The organism is Alteromonas sp. ABH4_454 (genome assembly GCF_056311775.1).
Window position 1 is genome coordinate 1,152,497 of the sequence record NZ_CM149972.1, and the last position, 15,992, is coordinate 1,168,488.

The following is a 15,992-nucleotide window of genomic DNA, read 5'->3' on the forward strand; positions in this document are numbered from 1 at the left end:
AAGCATTAGAAAAGTAACAAGGCAAAAAGCATATGGATTTGCGATTAGAGACAAAAGTGGGACTTGTTGAAAAATTTGCCATCATTGGCGCAATTTTAATGCTTTTTTGTCTCACCTTTTCACAAAACGTTAGTGCTTTTGGCGTTACATTAGATGGAAAAACTAAGTTTGCCGGTATTCCCGCAGGAATAATTAGAGATATTGAAGTTGTTGGCGACGCAGTCTATATCGCTTCTGAAAATGGTCTATTTAGGTACTTAGGCGGTCGTTCAGAAAAGTTGGAATATAACATCGACTCTAATGAGCGAGGGACTATTTCAGACTTATACTACGATAAAGAAAATACGCTCTGGATCGTCGAGTTTGGAGTGGGTGTTTTTAAATACAGGACAGACACAGGTGCTGCAGAAAAGTTTCGTTCTGAAGACAAGTGGCCACGATATGCCTGGAAGATAGGTGTTCTCGAACAATATACAGTAGTTTCACTAATTACTGGTATTCTTGTTGTTGACAAGGAGACCGGAGAGCTACAGGAATGGGCATCAAACGTTGCGCCTGGGCATGTTAACAATGTACTTTCTTTAGCAGTGTCGGTAGATGGGACGGTCTACCTAGGGGCTGAAAGCGGTTTAGTTAAAATTGACCCCGAAAGAGAAACAAGCGAAGTAATATCAGTTGATACTTTTCTAACAGACCTCTCGTCTGTGGAGGCAGTCTCAATATACGGCGAGATACTTTATGTTGGAGGAAGTGAGGGGATCTACGCTTACGACACCTCAAATAACAACAAGTCATTTTTCCCTTTAGAAAGTCCTGATTATCCTATTGGGCCTGTTTCAGACATATTTGTTTCAAGTTCACGCAGAATATACGTCACTGCAGGTGGCCTGTATGAATTAAATAATGGAAAAATTAATAAACCTGATTTTATGGCGCCGCTCATAACTTCAGACGGCATAAGAAGTATTGTTAAAATAGCTGAACTACCCTCAGGCGAATTACTACTAGCTTCGTCTCAGCTTGGGCTTATTTCTATTACACAGTCACACGAAGCTATAAATCTACTACATAAAGGTGAACAGGTACTTCGGCAAAACATCAAGTCGTTTGGTTTTAGTGATGAGTTTGGGTATGGAGTTAGTACTCAAAAGCAAGATTACCTAATAAATGTAGAAACAGGAGAGTTAAAACCCTTTAGTTTTTGGAAGGGGAACCGCTGTATCGATGAAAATTTATCAAAATATGCTGAACTGTCTAAAAGTAATATCCTTAACGGTGATTACTGCAGCTCTAGGTTTAGTCACGCCATTCAGCAATCAGGTTTTCTTCTCTATTTATATCATGATGAAGGGAATTCCGCCTTTTACAATATATTAGATAATGGTGTGGTAGTAGATAAAATTCCTGCACCCCGACAAATGCTTAGTTCATTCTTAACAACTTCAGGTGAAATAGTCGGTTTTGATAGTGATAGTAATTTCCATATACAAATGTCCAAGTTTAGTTGGAAGTCTATCTCTCCTGATGACGGGAGGTGGGTTGGGCTTACCTGTGTGATTGAAGTAGCTGAAGTATTCTTACTTTGCACTTCTGGACAAGGTATCAAATCGATTAACAAAGGTTCAGGAGAGATAAGTACCTCCGATTTATTAGCTGATACTGGTGCTAGGTTCATCAGAGGAGCCCTACATAGTGAAAGTAATCATTTGTGGTTTTTGACCAATATGGGGCTTTTTGTGGTCACTTCAGATAAGAAATTATTTTCCTTTAATGAAAGTGACGGCATATTCGATACAGACTTTGAATATCGTGGAATACACCAATTTGGAGAGCAGTTAATTATTCTTGGCGATAAGTATTCTTATTTGGTCAACGAAGAAAAAGCGATATCAGCCATGCAAGCCAAAGAAAGCTTGAAAAGTAAAGTTGTATTTACGAGAGCAGAATGGACTGATAGTAAGATGCAAACTCATAACATCTATTCGCAGCCGACAGCATCTCAGAAGTCTATTAAGTTAGAAAGTGATTTTGATAAACTTTCTCTTGATGTTAGGACGAGCAGCTTTTCAAACCATGATAATGAAAAGTTAGAGTTTAGAATCTTAGGTATGGACGAAGAGTGGAAGTTACACCCGTTATCCCAAGCATTTCTCACCATGGCAGATTTAGCGCCTGGTCGGTATGAGTTTCAAGCAAAAGTAAGTGGTAACGAAAATCCGATCACCTCTCTTACCTTCGAGGTAGAACCACCAATATACTTTCAAAGGTATGCGTTAGGCGGGTATCTTCTTGTGGCCCTAAGTTTGTTGATTGCATATAAGTTGAAATATTTAGCAGCGGCTTGGAGTTATTTCAAAACCACCAATCTATACGCACATCTTACTCGCTATGAAATTACTGACGGGCATTCAAAGTTCGAAAAAATGCTGCGCAGTAAAGAGCGTTTTATAAACGATATCACCTCTGAACTTCGAACACCTATTCAAGTGATTAATGGTTCATTAGAAAAAATTTCTGATGCAGATAAGGGCTCGCGCAAAGAACTAATCTGTATTCAAGACAATGTGAAAAGGGTCGAGCAATTAATTAACCAGATGAGTCAGGATGTCCCGACAGCTTTCAAAGCAGAAGATTATTACAAGTCCTATTCACCTGAAAATATTCGTTTTATTGTTTTATCTCTTGAGCCTTTAGCTAAACAAAAAAGACAAAATTTAGAAGTTCGGATAAAGATGAAGAAAGAGGTGTCGCTCATCAGCGGTAGCCTAGAAAAAATCTTAGCTAACTTAGTCCAGAACGCTATCAAATTTACAGCTGAACTGGGAACGATAAAAGTGAGTGCAGTACAGGATAGCAAGGCGCTAAAGATTATTGTAAATGATGATGGTGAGGGAATAGATGAGAACTTGCAAAGCAAAGTGTTTGAAAGGTTTGCTAGGGGCAACACAAAATTAGATGGAGATGGTGTGGGATTGGCTACGGTTAAAACTCTAGTAGAGTTAAACCAAGGAGAGATTGCACTCCAAAGCCAAAAAGGTGTGGGAACAAAAGTAACCGTAACATTGCCGGTTGATGATATTGCTTTTGTGAATTCGCACGCTGAAGATCTTGTGCCAGCGGATGCAAAAACAAACAAGAAATCGCTGTTAATTGTTGATGACAGCAGAGAATTCCGTTCTTACCTTTTCGACCTTTTCTCAGACAAATATCGTTGTCTAGTCGCGCGAAATGGTGTCCAAGCCTTAGATGTAATGCAACATTATTTGGTGGACTTGGTAATAACGGATCAAATGATGCACGAAATGGATGGCCTTGGTTTAACTAAGGCTATTCGCCAAAACCCTAGCTACGCAAACATTCCGATATTAATGCTCACTGCTGAAACAGGAGCTGAACTGGAGAAAGCAGCGCTAGAAGAAAAAGTGGATTACTTCTTAGCAAAGCCTGCTTCAAATGAAGAAATAATTCTGCGTGTTGAACACTTATTGTCGATCAGAGAAGCAAAAGAAAAAGAAGATGATGAAAGTACGCTTCCCGTTTTCAAATTCGGGTGCTTAATAATTCCAGAATTTGATAACGAGAAGGATATGGCATTTTATCTAAACTTTATAGCTGTTCTTGAAAAGAACTATCATGATGAAGCATTCAATAGAGACCAAGCTGCCTCACAATTATTGATAAGCCCAAGAAGCTTAAATCGAAGGATGTCGGAGTTGTTCGACTACAATTTCAGCGAGTTTCTGTCGCGCTTTAGAATCGAAAAGTCTATTCCACTGCTGCTAGAAGGAAATAGCATTTTGGATACATGTCTAGACGTGGGTTTTGGAACGGCTGCTTACTTTTCTACCTCTTTCAAAAAGGTCATGCATCTACCACCTAAAAAGTACATAGAACAATATAGTAAAACTGTCGCTTAGTTTTTTTAAGACAGAGTGAAAAAAGCTGCTAAACATACCTACGCCTTTCAGCCAAAAAGCCTATCAATAGAAACGATGCCACATAGCCTGCACCTTGGTACTGCCAAGGCAAGTAGGCTAGGGTGTGTTTCAAAAAGGGGGCGCCGTACAAGGTTAGTGCGCCATAGCCGAAGGCGCACAGCACTACAAACAAGCTAACGCGAATAATAAAGTGATAAGGTGCAAGAATGCGTTTTACATGGCCGTTAATCAGGTCGCCGTACACCACTAAAATTGTGGCCATAAGCATAATGCTCATTTCGGTGTAATAGGGGCTTAATGTGCGAGAAAGGGCACTGAAAAGTTCACTCATAAAATTACTACTATTATGATGCTTTGCTATGTGCCCATTATAAACACGGTGCGGTCAAAAGCGTTAGCTAACGCCTTTATTTAATGCGCTTACCGCTTTAAAGCCCTGTTCAATAGTGGCTATGCGGTCGGTGGTTTGGTCGCGCTCTACAAATTTATGTTCAATGCCAGCTAACTTGCCATGCGCAAATATCTCTTTAAAGTTAATAGTGCCTGTGCCCACATCAGCAAAACTGCCGTCTTCAGCCAAATCTTTTACATGCCAAAGCTTAAAGCGGCCTGGGTACTGCTTAAAGTAATCAACGGGATTTTTACCTGCTTTAACCGTCCAGTACAAATCTAACTCCATGGCAACAAGGTCTGGATCGGTCTGGGTAATTAGTACGTCCAACGGTGTCTTGCCGTCGCGTACTTCAAACTCGAAATCGTGGTTGTGGTAGGCAAGGGTAATGCCTTCTTTCTTACAGGCTTCACCAATGGTGTTTAGCTTTTCTGCAAGGGCTTGGTAAGGCGCTATACCCGTACCGCGCTGAGCTTCGCTAAGCCAAGGTACCACTAAGTACTTGTGACCAACGGTGTGAGCGTCATCTAAAATTTGTGAAAGGTTGGTATCGAACTCATCTAACTGAATATGAGCCGAGGGCGCAGTAAGGCCATTTTCGTCAAGCAGTTGCTTAATCTCTTTTGCACTATGGTCAAAGTAGCCTGCAAATTCCATTTCCGTATAGCCTACGTCAGCTACCAGTTTAAGCGTAGCCGGTACACTTACCTTCATAATATCTCTTAGGGTATAAAGCTGCAGGCCAACCGCGCTATTATGCATGCCCTTCATCATTGCTCCTTTATCACCACCATGCCCGTTCGCCAAACTCGTATCAGCCAAAACAGCAGGAGCGCTCATAGCCGCCAATAAACCAGACGAGTATTTAATGAACTGTCGTCTTGAAACGCCAGAGCCAATGTCGCTGGCCGCGTCTAAAATTACTGTCTTGCTTAACGTTTCTTTACTCCAATTCACTGTGTGCTCCTTTATATGTCTAGGTTCATAGGGGCTGGCGTTTTACTCTCACTAATTAACTCAAAGCTTTGCCTGTGCTCCCACGTACAATAAGTTCAAACGGCATAATAACCTTGGGGGCTTTGCGAATTTTGCCGTTCAGTAGGTCCACTAAAAGCGTTACCGCCGTTCTACCAAACTCTTCTGCCGGTTGTGCAATAGTCGTTAGCGGCGGGTCGACAAAGGCTGAGAACGCAATGTCGTCAAAACCTGCTACAGAAATATCGTTTGGCACATGCAAATTAGCCTGCTTGAAGGCTTGCATAGCACCAATGGCTGTTTCGTCGTTTTCACAAAAAACAGCGGTAGGCCTGTCTTTCAAACGGGCGATAGTTTCACCAGCGTTGTATCCGGCCTGCAATGTAAAGTCGCCTGGGAACAGCAAGTTTTCATCAAAGGAAATACCTGCTTGCTTTAGTGCGTCTTGGTAGCCAACTAACCGGTCCTGGGTCAGCGGGCTTGAGTTTGGCCCTTTGATCATGGCAATGCGGGAGTGCCCTAACGATATTAAGTGCTCGGTCATCGCTTTGGCCGCGGCGCGGTTATCTAACGACACAACAGGATATTGGCCATGGTCAATCACTTCACAGGCATTGACCATGGGAAGTAGACCGTTGTCGTTGACCATAGTGGCATCAAAAGGATTGTGTGCACGCAACTGAATAAGCCCGTCTGCCTGCGAAGTGCTTACCATTTTGGCGTAATGGCTTTCAATTTCACTGTTACCAAGGGTGTTGGCAAGCAAAATGGAATAACCTAGCTCTGCAGCGGCTTCCTGCATGCCGCTAATAACACGGGCAAAAAACACGTTCGCCACAGTGGGAACCAGCACCACCAAGTTGTGGGTTTTACCCGAGCGAAACTTAACCGCCATTAAATTAGGTTTGTATCCCACAGCCTGAACCGCAGCCATCACCTTGTTGCGTGTTTTTGGAGAAACACGCTCAGGTTGTTGTAGTGTTCTTGATACGGTAGCAACCGAAACGCCGGCACTATCTGCTACATCTCTAATATTTGCCATTTCTATTTTTGTTGTTTGTTAGTTCATGTATGCATTGTAAACCCAACCAGCTAACGGTAGGCGTTATACGATGGTAGCGAATTCAAATTAAACGTTAAGTTAAAAATGTAACCGTTTTCATTTTAACTTAAAGAATACGTACTTTAACGAGAACGTCAAAGGTTATTTGTAGATTAATTGTAAGTCTCACTTCATCCGTCTTCTATATTCAGCCCGTTTTATCGCCACTTATTTGGGCTGATAGCCAATGTTACACTACCAAATGTAAACTTTTGATTAATAAAATGCTGTTTTTTGTGTTGACCATTAAAATGTAACGGGTTACATTTAGTCGCATTAGCTACACCAATAGTGCAATTGCACAAAGAGGAATTTCGATGCAACCAATACGAATGGGAATGATCGGCGGCGGGGAAGGCGCATTTATCGGTGCCGTACATCGCCATGCCGCAGGGTTAGATGGGAACTACCAGTTGGTGTGTGGCGCATTTAGCCGCAATGAAGACAATAACTCACGCACTGCCGCATCGTTAAACGTGCCGTTAACTCGCGCATATAGTAGTTGGCAGGCAATGCTTGACGAAGAAGCGAAGTTGCCTGAGCAAGAGCGCATGCAGGTGGTAGTAATCGTCACACCTAATCATCTTCATGTACCCATTTCAATTGCCGCTATTAAAGCGGGTTTCCATGTGTTCTGTGAAAAACCAGCTGGCGTTAGCTTTGCTGAAGTAAAAGAACTGCAAGATGTTATTCACGCAAATGAATCGCTATATGGCTTGGCTCATACCTACCTTGGCTATCCAATGGTATGGCAAGCACGTCATCTTATTGAAAGCGGTAAGCTGGGCAACATTCGAAAAGTGTATGTTGAGTATCCCCAAGGCTGGTTGTCTGGCGAAGAAGAAACGCACAATAAACAAGCGCAGTGGCGCACCGACCCAGCAATTTCTGGGGCAACAGGCGCAATGGGCGACATAGGTACTCATGCCTTTGGTTTGGTTGAGTTTGTATTAAACGACGGTGTTACTTCGCTATGTGGCGAGTTGAACACGCATGTTGAAGGACGTCGATTGGACGATGACGGTGCTGCGCTTATCAAAACCAGAAAGGGCGCGTCGGGTGTGTTGATTGCTTCACAGGTATGTGCCGGGGAGGAAAACGCGTTGAAGATCCGTGTCTACGGTGACAAAGGCGGTCTAGAGTGGCGCCAAATGAAGCCAAACTCCGTTGTCTATCGCCCTGTTGATGCCCCTTATCAGGTGTTTAGAGCGGGCCAAGGTCAAGTTGGTCTATGTGATGAGGCATCTGCACGTTGTCGTGTTCCAGCTGGTCATCCAGAGGGTTACTTAGAAGCCATGGCAAATTTGTATACCGACTTTGCCAAAGCAGTGCGCGCTAATCGAAAAGGCAAAGCTGACGGCGTTCCTGGAATAAATTCAGGCTTACGCGGGATGGTATTTATCGACGCCATGCTAGCTAGTACTGACAGCGACACTAAGTGGGAGTCGGTTAGTCAGGAAGGAACGCAATAATGCAACTACAACTTAATATGAAAAAGGTGATCGCTTATGGCTACTAACCAACAACCTATAAAAGGGCCCGCAATCTTCCTTGCTCAGTTTATGGGAAAAGAAGCGCCTTTCGATACGCTCGAAAATATGGCGAAGTGGGCAGCGTCGCTTGGCTATAAGGGAATACAAGTTCCTACCGATCCTAGTCTTTTCGATTTAGAGAAAGCGGCTGAAAGCCAAGAGTACTGCGACAATATAGCGCAAATTTGTAAAGACGCTGGCGTGGAAATAACCGAGCTTTCTACGCACTTACAAGGTCAGTTAGTAGCGGTTCACCCCGCTTACGACGAGTTATTCGATAATTTTGCACCGGCGCACTTACATGGCAAGCCACAAGAGCGAACCGAGTGGGCAATCAACCAGCTGAAATGTGCGGCTATTGCCAGTAAACGTTTGGGGTTAAAAGCCCACGCTACGTTTTCAGGTGCATTAATGTGGCACTTGGTTTACCCCTGGCCTCAGCGTCCAGCTGGCTTGGTTGAGCAAGGCTTTGCTGAACTCGCTAAGCGTTGGAAGCCCATACTTGATGCATTCGATGATGCGGGCGTAGACGTGTGTTATGAAATCCACCCTGGTGAAGACCTGCACGATGGTGCGTCGTTCGAGCAGTTTTTAAGTGCGGTAGATAACCACCCTCGGGCAAATATTCTTTTCGACCCAAGCCACTTTGTTTTACAGCAGCTTGACTACCTCGACTTTATCGATCGTTACCACAGCCGTATCAAAATGTTTCATGTCAAAGATGCCGAATTTAACCCTAACGGCAGAAACGGTGTATATGGCGGCTATCAAGACTGGCAAGAACGAGCTGGCCGTTTTCGCTCTCTTGGCGATGGGCAGGTCGATTTCAAAGGAATTTTTAGCAAGCTTACCCAGTACGGCTTCACCGGCTGGGCAGTACTTGAGTGGGAATGCTGCTTAAAAGACAGTGCGCAAGGTGCTGCAGAAGGCGCGCCTTTCATTGCTTCACATATTATTGAGCCAAGCAAATACGCTTTTGACGATTTTGCGGGTGGTGATGTGAGTGAAGCGAAGAATAAACGTATTTTAGGGCTTGAGCGCTAAGCGCCATCAACAGGATAGCAATAACTATGATAACCCTACGCCTGAGTTTGATGATGTTTCTTCAGTTCTTCATTTGGGGAGGCTGGTTTGTAACATTAGGTACGTACTTGTCGAATACCTTGGCTGCTAATGGCGGGCAAATCGGTATGGCTTTCTCAACCCAAAGTTGGGGCGCCATCATTGCCCCCTTCATTGTGGGGCTTATTGCCGACCGATTCTTTAATGCAGAAAAGATCCTCGGTTTCTTACACCTCATTGGCGCCGTACTTATGTATTGTATGTACCAAGCGAATGATTTTGCCAGCTTCTACCCTTATGTGTTGGTGTACATGATTGCCTATATGCCTACGCTGGCACTGGTCAACTCGGTGTCATTCGGGCAAATGGTCGACCCGTCGAAAGAGTTCGGAAAAGTTCGTGTGTGGGGCACTATCGGCTGGATTGTGGCAGGTCTTATGATTAGCTATGTATTCTCATGGGATTCTGCCCAATCTATTGCCGATGGTATGCTCAAAAACACCTTCTTATTATGTAGCATTGCCTCGTTAATTTTAGGTGTGTTCAGTTTTACACTACCAAACACGCCACCTCAATCTAGCGGCAAAGCCGTAACCATACGCGACATTCTTGGCTTAGACGCGTTGGCACTGTTAAAAGACAAAAACTTCTTTGTATTCTTTCTCTCATCAGTACTTATTTGTATTCCACTGGCGTTTTACTACCAGAATGCGAATCCATTCCTTACTGAAATAGGCGTTGAAAATGCAACGGGCAAAATGACATTAGGTCAGGTATCTGAAGTGCTGTTTATGTTGGCTCTACCGGTATTTTTGAATCGTTTCGGCATTAAAGCCACCTTAGTGATTGGTATGGCTGCATGGGTTGTTCGCTATGCGCTGTTCGCATTTGGGGACGCTGACGAAAGTTTATTCATGCTTATTGTTGGTATTGCACTGCACGGTATTTGTTACGACTTCTTCTTTGTATCAGGGCAAATCTATACCAATGCGAAAGCGGGAGAGCATGTAAAAAGTGCCGCGCAAGGGCTAATTACGTTAGCAACATACGGCGTAGGTATGCTGGTGGGGTTTGCTGTAGCAGGCGCAATTACCGATACCTATACGACGGAAACAGGTGCCCATAGTTGGCAGCAGGTTTGGTTATTCCCAGCAGCGTTTGCCGCGGTGGTGTTAGTACTATTCGCCATTCTATTTAGAAAGGAGAAGGTTAATGCCGATGCATAACAATGCCCGCAGAAAGTTACTTCAAAGCATGGCAGTGACTGGGGTAGGAATAGCTGGAGTAGGATTAACCGCCTCTAGTTTAGCGGTAGCCGAGTCAACCACAGCAGGTAAAGGTAGTAATGCCATGAATACACCGCTTAAAGGCAATGTGAATCACTCGGTAAGTCGATGGACTTACGGCGATTTAAGTATTGAAGAGTTGTGCAAAACCGTAAAAGACTTGGGCTTTAGTGCAATTGATCTAGTTGGTCCTGAAGATTGGCCTGTACTAAAGCAATATGGCATCGACTCTTCTATGTGTAATGGCGCTGAAATTAGCCTTGAAGATGGCTTTGTTCATGCTGAATTACACGATGAACTAGAAGCACGCTATTTACAGCACATCGATTTAGTCGCCGATGCAGGTTACACCAACCTTATTTGTTTTAGCGGCAATGCCAGAGGCATGTCGCAGGAAGACGGGCTTGAAACTGCCGTCGAAGGATTAGAGCGAATTTTACCTTACGCTGAAAAACGCAATGTGGTGATCTTCATGGAACTATTCAACAGCAAAGTCGATCACCCTGATTACATGGCCGACAACTCTGCGTGGGGCATAGAACTCTGCAAACGTCTTGGCTCGCAGCACTTCTCACTGCTTTACGATATCTACCACATGCAAATTAATGAAGGGGATATCATCCGAACTATTCGCGATAACCATCAGTACTTTGGTCATTATCACACGGCCGGCGTTCCTGGACGTCACGAAATAGATGCTTCACAAGAACTGAATTATGAAGCCATTGCTAAAGCCATTGTTCAGACCGGGTTCAAAGGCTATCTAGCACAAGAGTTTATACCCACACCGAAAAGCAAAGCCAGCAGAATTGCGTCGTTACACCAAGCGATTCAAATTTGCGATGTATAACGTGCGAACAGGCACAGCGACGAATGAAGTTTTAAGGACGTGTTATGGCGAGTAACGAATACGATGCAATAGTCATTGGGTCTGGTATCAGTGGTGGTTTGGCTGCGAAAGAGCTTACCGAGAAAGGCTTAAAAGTGCTTATGCTTGAGCGTGGTCAAAATATTGAACATATAAAAGACTACAAGAATGCCCATAAAGAAGATTGGGATTATCCACATCGCGACTTACCTACACAGGCGATGAAAGTAGATTATCCCGTGCTCAAACGCGACTACCCACTAAATGAAAAAACCTACGGTATGTGGGCAAATGAAAAAGAAAATCCTTATACCGAAGACAAGCGCTTTGACTGGTACAGAGGCTACCATGTAGGCGGGCGCTCATTGTTATGGGGGCGCCAAAGCTACCGTTTAAACAAAGAAGATTTTGAAGCCAATGCTAAAGAAGGTATAGCGGTTGACTGGCCTATTCGCTACGAAGACTTAGCACCCTGGTATGACTATGTAGAAAAATTCGCAGGTATCAGCGGCAACCGAGATGGTTTAGATGTGTTGCCTGATGGTATTTACCAGCCGCCGATGCCAATGAATATTGTAGAGGAAAGTATCGCTGCACGGGTTAAAAAAGCTTACGAAGGCTCGCGCCATTTGGTACACGGTCGAACATCTAACATGACACAAAGCAAACCTGAAGAAGGGCGTGTTCATTGTCAGTACCGCAATAAGTGTTGGTTGGGATGTCCGTTTGGTGGCTACTTTAGTACGCAAGCATCTACGCTTCCGGCGGCTGTTAAAACAGGTAACTTAACCCTTCGTCCTTTCTCGATTGTAAAAGAGATCTTGTTCGACAAAGACAAAAAGCGCGCCACTGGCGTTGAAATTATCGATGCAGAAACCAACGAGACTTATGTATTCAAAAGTAAAATCGTTTTCGTTAATGCGTCAGCTTTGAACTCGGCATGGGTACTAATGAATTCTGCCACGGATGTGTGGGACGGTGGATTGGGAAGCAGTAGTGGCGAGCTAGGCCACAACGTTATGGACCACCATTTTAGAGTAGGAGCATCGGCAGAAGTAGAAGGCTTTGAGGATAAATATACTTACGGACGCAGACCAAGCGGTTTCTATGTGCCAAGGTTTAGAAATTGGGGTGGTGATAAGCGTGACTATCTACGTGGATTCGGCTATCAAGGCAGCGCAAGTCGTTCGGGCTGGCGCAAAGACATTGCCGAACTTGGTGTAGGAGCAGGGCTAAAAGATGCGATCACCGAGCCGGGTCCTTGGACCATCGGGATGACCGCTTTTGGTGAAATACTTCCGTATCACGAAAACAAAGTGTACCTGAACAAAAAAGTCACTGATAAGTGGGGCTTGCCAGTACTTGCCATGGACGTTGAGATCAAAGAAAACGAACTCAAGATGCGTAAAGATATGCAGCAAGATGCCGTTGATATGTTCGAAGCAGCTGGGCTTAAGAATGTTCAAGGTTGGGATGCCGACTATGCTCCTGGCATGGGTATTCACGAAATGGGTACGGCGCGTATGGGCAGAGATCCAAAAACGTCCGTATTAAATGCGCATAACCAAGTATGGGACGCACCTAACGTCTTTGTTACAGATGGTGCAGCAATGACATCAGGCAGTTGTGTTAACCCATCGCTCACTTACATGGCACTAACGGCAAGAGCTGCTGAGTTTGCCGTGGAAGAGTTAAAGCGAGGTAATCTTTAATGGAACGCAGAGAACTACTTAAACTTATCGCGACAGCCACGGGTACGGCGTTATTCGCAGGAAATGTGTTTGCCTACAAAGATATTCCTGCGGTACCGCTAAGTGACACATTATTTAATGAAAAAGACGTGGCTCTACTCAACGAGATGGGGGAGGTAATCATCCCCCAAACAGATACGCCTGGAGCAAAAGCTGCAAACGTTGGTGCAACAATGGCTGTGCTGGTAACCGATTGCTACACACCCTTACTTCAAAAGACGTTTGTCGATGGCATAAAGAAAATATCTTCATTAAGTAAAAGTCGCTTCAATAAGCCATTTATCCAGCTTAGCAAGCAAGAGCGAGAAACTTTCTTTAACGGTTTGGATGTGGAAGCAAAAGCGGCGAATCTTTCTAACGGCGTTTATCAAGGCGTTGAAACAGGCAAGCCAAGTCAATGGGAGCCTGGTACCGATGAGCCAACCCCTCACTACTTCACCTTATTAAAGCAACTGACACTTTATTGCTTTTTCACGTCACAAGTTGGTGCTACCAAAGTACTTCGATATGTAGCTATTCCTGGGCGTTACGACGGAGCATTTCCTTATAAGAAGGGCGACAAAGCGTGGGCCACGTAAGCCTGATATACAAAGGCCTGATAGACAAGAGCTTGATATATAAAGCTAAGTGCGAATAAAGCAAAACAAAAAAGCCAATCGCTACATATTGATGAAACAGATTAGAAAAGGTACTAACACAATGAATAAGACTCTTCTTGCCTCCACAGTGGCGCTACTTATGCCGCTTACCGCGTGCGCTACAACAGAAGCAGATACGGAGAAAAGCGAGTCACGTCTAACTCGTGAACAGCAGGCAGCCAAAACAGAAGTTTGGGAGCCGGTTCCGGAAGTTGTTTCTTTTGATAAGGCGGGCGTGCCTTCTGATGCCACCATTTTAATTGGCAATGACTTATCAAATTGGAGTTCGGTAAAAGAAGGTGAGGCTAAATGGACGCTTCAAGATGGTGTACTTACCGTAAAACCGGGCACGGGCGATATTAAAACGAACGAAGCGTTTTGTGACGTACAACTGCACGTAGAGTGGAAAGCGCCCCAGCCAGAAGCCGGTATGGAAGGACAGCAGCGTAATAACAGCGGTATCTTCCTTCAACAAAGATACGAGATTCAGGTATTAGACTCATATCAGAATAAGACCTATCCCAATGGTCAGGCTGCAAGTGTATATAAGCAAACTATCCCGTTAGTCAATGCTATGAAGGCCCCTGGTGAGTGGCAAACCTATGACATTATCTATAAAGCTCCTACCTTTAACGGTGAAGACTTAGCAACAAAGGGCTACGTTACCGTTATACATAACGGTGTAGTAGTTCAAAACCATACCGAGATCCAAGGAACTACAGAATGGATAGGTGCACCTAAATATAAAGCGCACGGATGTGCCCCACTTCAATTGCAAGATCACGGTAACTTAGTGAGCTTCAAAAATATGTGGGTAAGACCGCTTTAAAACGCAAGCCGATATATATCTTCAATCTCTTCTACACTTAATTGCTTGGGATTATTGCGAAGAAGGCGAGTTACTTCACTCGCTTCTTCTGCTAGTTCCCTTACACAAGTTGGCGAAATATTAAAATGGGTGAGTGAAGCGGGTATGTCTACTTCCCGACACAGCTTTTCTATAGCACCTAATAGCAGCTTAACTGCTTCTTCTTTTGAATGGTGGCGCTCACATACCTTCAGTAGCTTGGCCACGCAGTAAAGTTTGTCTTGGCAGAAAGGCGCATTAACTTTCAAAACGTGAGGAAGCATTACCGCGTTACTCATGCCATGTGATAAATGAAAGCGCCCGCCTAAGGGGTAAGCCAGTGCATGTACTGCGCCCACGCCCGCGTTTCCAAACGCAAGACCTGCCATTAAACTACCGGTGGCCATATCTTCACGAGCCGACAAGTTCTCACCATTATAATAAGCGTGAAGTAATGAATTAAAGATAAGCTTCAGTGCTTTCTCTGCTAACGCATCGGTAATTGGGCTGGCATTTACACTTATATAAGCTTCAAGAGCGTGAACGAATGCGTCTATTCCACTAGCTGCTGTAATGGACGCAGGGCACGTTTTAGTCATCTCAGGTGCAACAATTGCTACATCGGGTAGTAAGCAGTGGCTAACAATGCCTTTTTTCATTTTGGCCTTAGGGTCAGACAATATAGCAATGTTGGTAACTTCGGAACCTGTACCAGCGGTAGTGGGGATAACAATAAGGGGGAGATTTCTTTGTGTAAGTGTATTTTCACCGAAGAGATCTACAAGAGGTCCGGTATAGTCATATGTTGAGGCAAGTACTTTAGCGCTATCAATAGCACTGCCTCCGCCCAGCGCGATTATTCCGTCTATTTGTTTTTCCCGAAGCGCGCACAACTTTCTTTCTATAACATCTACTTCAGGCTCAGGAGGTATGTCATCAACAATAAGTAAAGGTTTAGAAGGAGTGAGCGTGAGTATTTGGTCGAGAAGCACTGAAGAAGATACGCCTTTATCAGTTATCACAGCGCAGTTATTTATGCCTAAACGCTTCATTTCATCAGTAAGGGCTTTAATAGCACCTAGTCCAGTAATGAGTTTTCCCGCGGTCTTAAATTCCGAAACCTTCATAAAGTGCTCCTGATAAGGGCGTTTTTTAATAGCTACGAGTTATTTAATTTATAGTACAACACAGCGGATACCACTTAACTAACCTTATAGATGGTTAAAAGTGAGGTGAATTCGTGGTTTTAATGAACGTTTTGTGTGTTGTTTGTGCAAACGATCGAAAAATAAGGTTTTTTTCGAAATAAGTGTTGACGTGAGCGCTCATTTCCCTAAAATGCGCATCCGCTTCGGGGGAAAAGCAAAACAGCAACCCTCCTGAAGTAAGTCTCTACTACCTATATAGGCCAGTAAAGACGGGAGTTTAGAAGAAACGCTTCAGAAAATAAATTTTCAAAAAGTGTTGACAACGAAAACTTCCAGCGTATAATGCGCACCTCACTCGAACAGGGTGAGTCACTAAGAAGCAGCGGCTTCTAGTGAATTGCGACGAAGTCGCAACGTTCTTTAACAATTTAGACAAGACAATCTGTGTGGGCAC

Annotated in this window: 12 protein-coding genes; 8 read left to right on the plus strand and 4 right to left on the minus strand. The window is 44.1% G+C overall.

Annotation, left to right across the window (positions count from 1 at the left end; genetic code table 11):
• The first annotated feature begins 32 nt into the window (after nt 1-32).
• Nucleotides 33-3,917: an ATP-binding protein gene (locus ACYX4W_RS05055; RefSeq protein WP_476074879.1), complete on the plus strand. Its 3,885-nt coding sequence runs from the start codon at nt 33-35 to the stop codon at nt 3,915-3,917.
• A 28-nt stretch (nt 3,918-3,945) separates the two neighbouring features.
• Here ACYX4W_RS05055 and ACYX4W_RS05060 read toward each other — a convergent pair whose 3' ends face one another.
• The 3 genes from ACYX4W_RS05060 to ACYX4W_RS05070 form a co-directional block, all read right to left on the minus strand.
• Nucleotides 3,946-4,269, minus strand: coding sequence for a DUF3392 domain-containing protein (locus ACYX4W_RS05060; RefSeq protein ID WP_476074880.1), 324 nt, complete (start codon nt 4,267-4,269; stop codon nt 3,946-3,948).
• A 63-nt stretch (nt 4,270-4,332) separates the two neighbouring features.
• Nucleotides 4,333-5,286: a sugar phosphate isomerase/epimerase family protein gene (locus tag ACYX4W_RS05065; RefSeq protein ID WP_476074881.1), complete on the minus strand. Its 954-nt coding sequence runs from the start codon at nt 5,284-5,286 to the stop codon at nt 4,333-4,335.
• Nucleotides 5,287-5,341: 55 nt separating this feature from the next.
• The gene (locus ACYX4W_RS05070) at nt 5,342-6,346 is read right to left on the minus strand and encodes a LacI family DNA-binding transcriptional regulator (RefSeq protein WP_476074882.1); all 1,005 of its coding nucleotides are present in this window, start codon (nt 6,344-6,346) and stop codon (nt 5,342-5,344) included.
• A gap of 377 nt (nt 6,347-6,723) precedes the next feature.
• Here ACYX4W_RS05070 and ACYX4W_RS05075 point away from each other — a divergent pair, with 377 nt between their 5' ends.
• From ACYX4W_RS05075 to ACYX4W_RS05105, 7 genes are all read left to right on the plus strand, one after another.
• Complete coding sequence (locus tag ACYX4W_RS05075; protein ID WP_476074883.1) at nt 6,724-7,878, plus strand: Gfo/Idh/MocA family protein; 1,155 nt, start codon at nt 6,724-6,726, stop codon at nt 7,876-7,878.
• 36 nt (nt 7,879-7,914) lie between these two features.
• Nucleotides 7,915-8,982: a sugar phosphate isomerase/epimerase family protein gene (locus tag ACYX4W_RS05080; protein WP_476074884.1), complete on the plus strand. Its 1,068-nt coding sequence runs from the start codon at nt 7,915-7,917 to the stop codon at nt 8,980-8,982.
• Nucleotides 8,983-9,008: 26 nt separating this feature from the next.
• Complete coding sequence (locus ACYX4W_RS05085) at nt 9,009-10,226, plus strand: nucleoside permease (RefSeq protein WP_476074885.1); 1,218 nt, start codon at nt 9,009-9,011, stop codon at nt 10,224-10,226.
• On the plus strand, nt 10,219-11,136 hold the full coding sequence (locus tag ACYX4W_RS05090; RefSeq protein WP_476075445.1) for a hydroxypyruvate isomerase family protein: 918 nt from the start codon (nt 10,219-10,221) through the stop codon (nt 11,134-11,136). Before ACYX4W_RS05085 ends, ACYX4W_RS05090 begins: the two co-directional genes overlap by 8 nt.
• 44 nt (nt 11,137-11,180) lie before the next feature.
• Complete coding sequence (locus ACYX4W_RS05095; protein WP_476074886.1) at nt 11,181-12,866, plus strand: GMC oxidoreductase; 1,686 nt, start codon at nt 11,181-11,183, stop codon at nt 12,864-12,866.
• Complete coding sequence (locus tag ACYX4W_RS05100) at nt 12,866-13,483, plus strand: gluconate 2-dehydrogenase subunit 3 family protein (RefSeq protein ID WP_476074887.1); 618 nt, start codon at nt 12,866-12,868, stop codon at nt 13,481-13,483. Before ACYX4W_RS05095 ends, ACYX4W_RS05100 begins: the two co-directional genes overlap by 1 nt.
• 121 nt (nt 13,484-13,604) lie before the next feature.
• Nucleotides 13,605-14,372: a 3-keto-disaccharide hydrolase gene (locus ACYX4W_RS05105; RefSeq protein WP_476074888.1), complete on the plus strand. Its 768-nt coding sequence runs from the start codon at nt 13,605-13,607 to the stop codon at nt 14,370-14,372.
• Here the strand turns inward: ACYX4W_RS05105 and ACYX4W_RS05110 are convergent.
• Nucleotides 14,369-15,517: an iron-containing alcohol dehydrogenase gene (locus ACYX4W_RS05110; protein ID WP_476074889.1), complete on the minus strand. Its 1,149-nt coding sequence runs from the start codon at nt 15,515-15,517 to the stop codon at nt 14,369-14,371. The genes ACYX4W_RS05105 and ACYX4W_RS05110 overlap by 4 nt on opposite strands.
• Between the last annotated feature and the right edge of the window lie 475 nt (nt 15,518-15,992).

What these genes read in the sequence shown, in the direction of transcription:
- ACYX4W_RS05055 (WP_476074879.1), top strand. Translation starts at nt 33, where the DNA reads ATGGATTTGCGATTAGAGACAAAAGTGGGACTTGTTGAAAAATTTGCC.
- ACYX4W_RS05060 (WP_476074880.1), bottom strand. Translation starts at nt 4,269, where the DNA reads ATGAGTGAACTTTTCAGTGCCCTTTCTCGCACATTAAGCCCCTATTAC.
- ACYX4W_RS05070 (WP_476074882.1), bottom strand. Translation starts at nt 6,346, where the DNA reads ATGGCAAATATTAGAGATGTAGCAGATAGTGCCGGCGTTTCGGTTGCT.
- ACYX4W_RS05075 (WP_476074883.1), top strand. Translation starts at nt 6,724, where the DNA reads ATGCAACCAATACGAATGGGAATGATCGGCGGCGGGGAAGGCGCATTT.
- ACYX4W_RS05080 (WP_476074884.1), top strand. Translation starts at nt 7,915, where the DNA reads ATGGCTACTAACCAACAACCTATAAAAGGGCCCGCAATCTTCCTTGCT.
- ACYX4W_RS05085 (WP_476074885.1), top strand. Translation starts at nt 9,009, where the DNA reads ATGATAACCCTACGCCTGAGTTTGATGATGTTTCTTCAGTTCTTCATT.
- ACYX4W_RS05090 (WP_476075445.1), top strand. Translation starts at nt 10,219, where the DNA reads ATGCATAACAATGCCCGCAGAAAGTTACTTCAAAGCATGGCAGTGACT.
- ACYX4W_RS05095 (WP_476074886.1), top strand. Translation starts at nt 11,181, where the DNA reads ATGGCGAGTAACGAATACGATGCAATAGTCATTGGGTCTGGTATCAGT.
- ACYX4W_RS05100 (WP_476074887.1), top strand. Translation starts at nt 12,866, where the DNA reads ATGGAACGCAGAGAACTACTTAAACTTATCGCGACAGCCACGGGTACG.
- ACYX4W_RS05105 (WP_476074888.1), top strand. Translation starts at nt 13,605, where the DNA reads ATGAATAAGACTCTTCTTGCCTCCACAGTGGCGCTACTTATGCCGCTT.
- ACYX4W_RS05110 (WP_476074889.1), bottom strand. Translation starts at nt 15,517, where the DNA reads ATGAAGGTTTCGGAATTTAAGACCGCGGGAAAACTCATTACTGGACTA.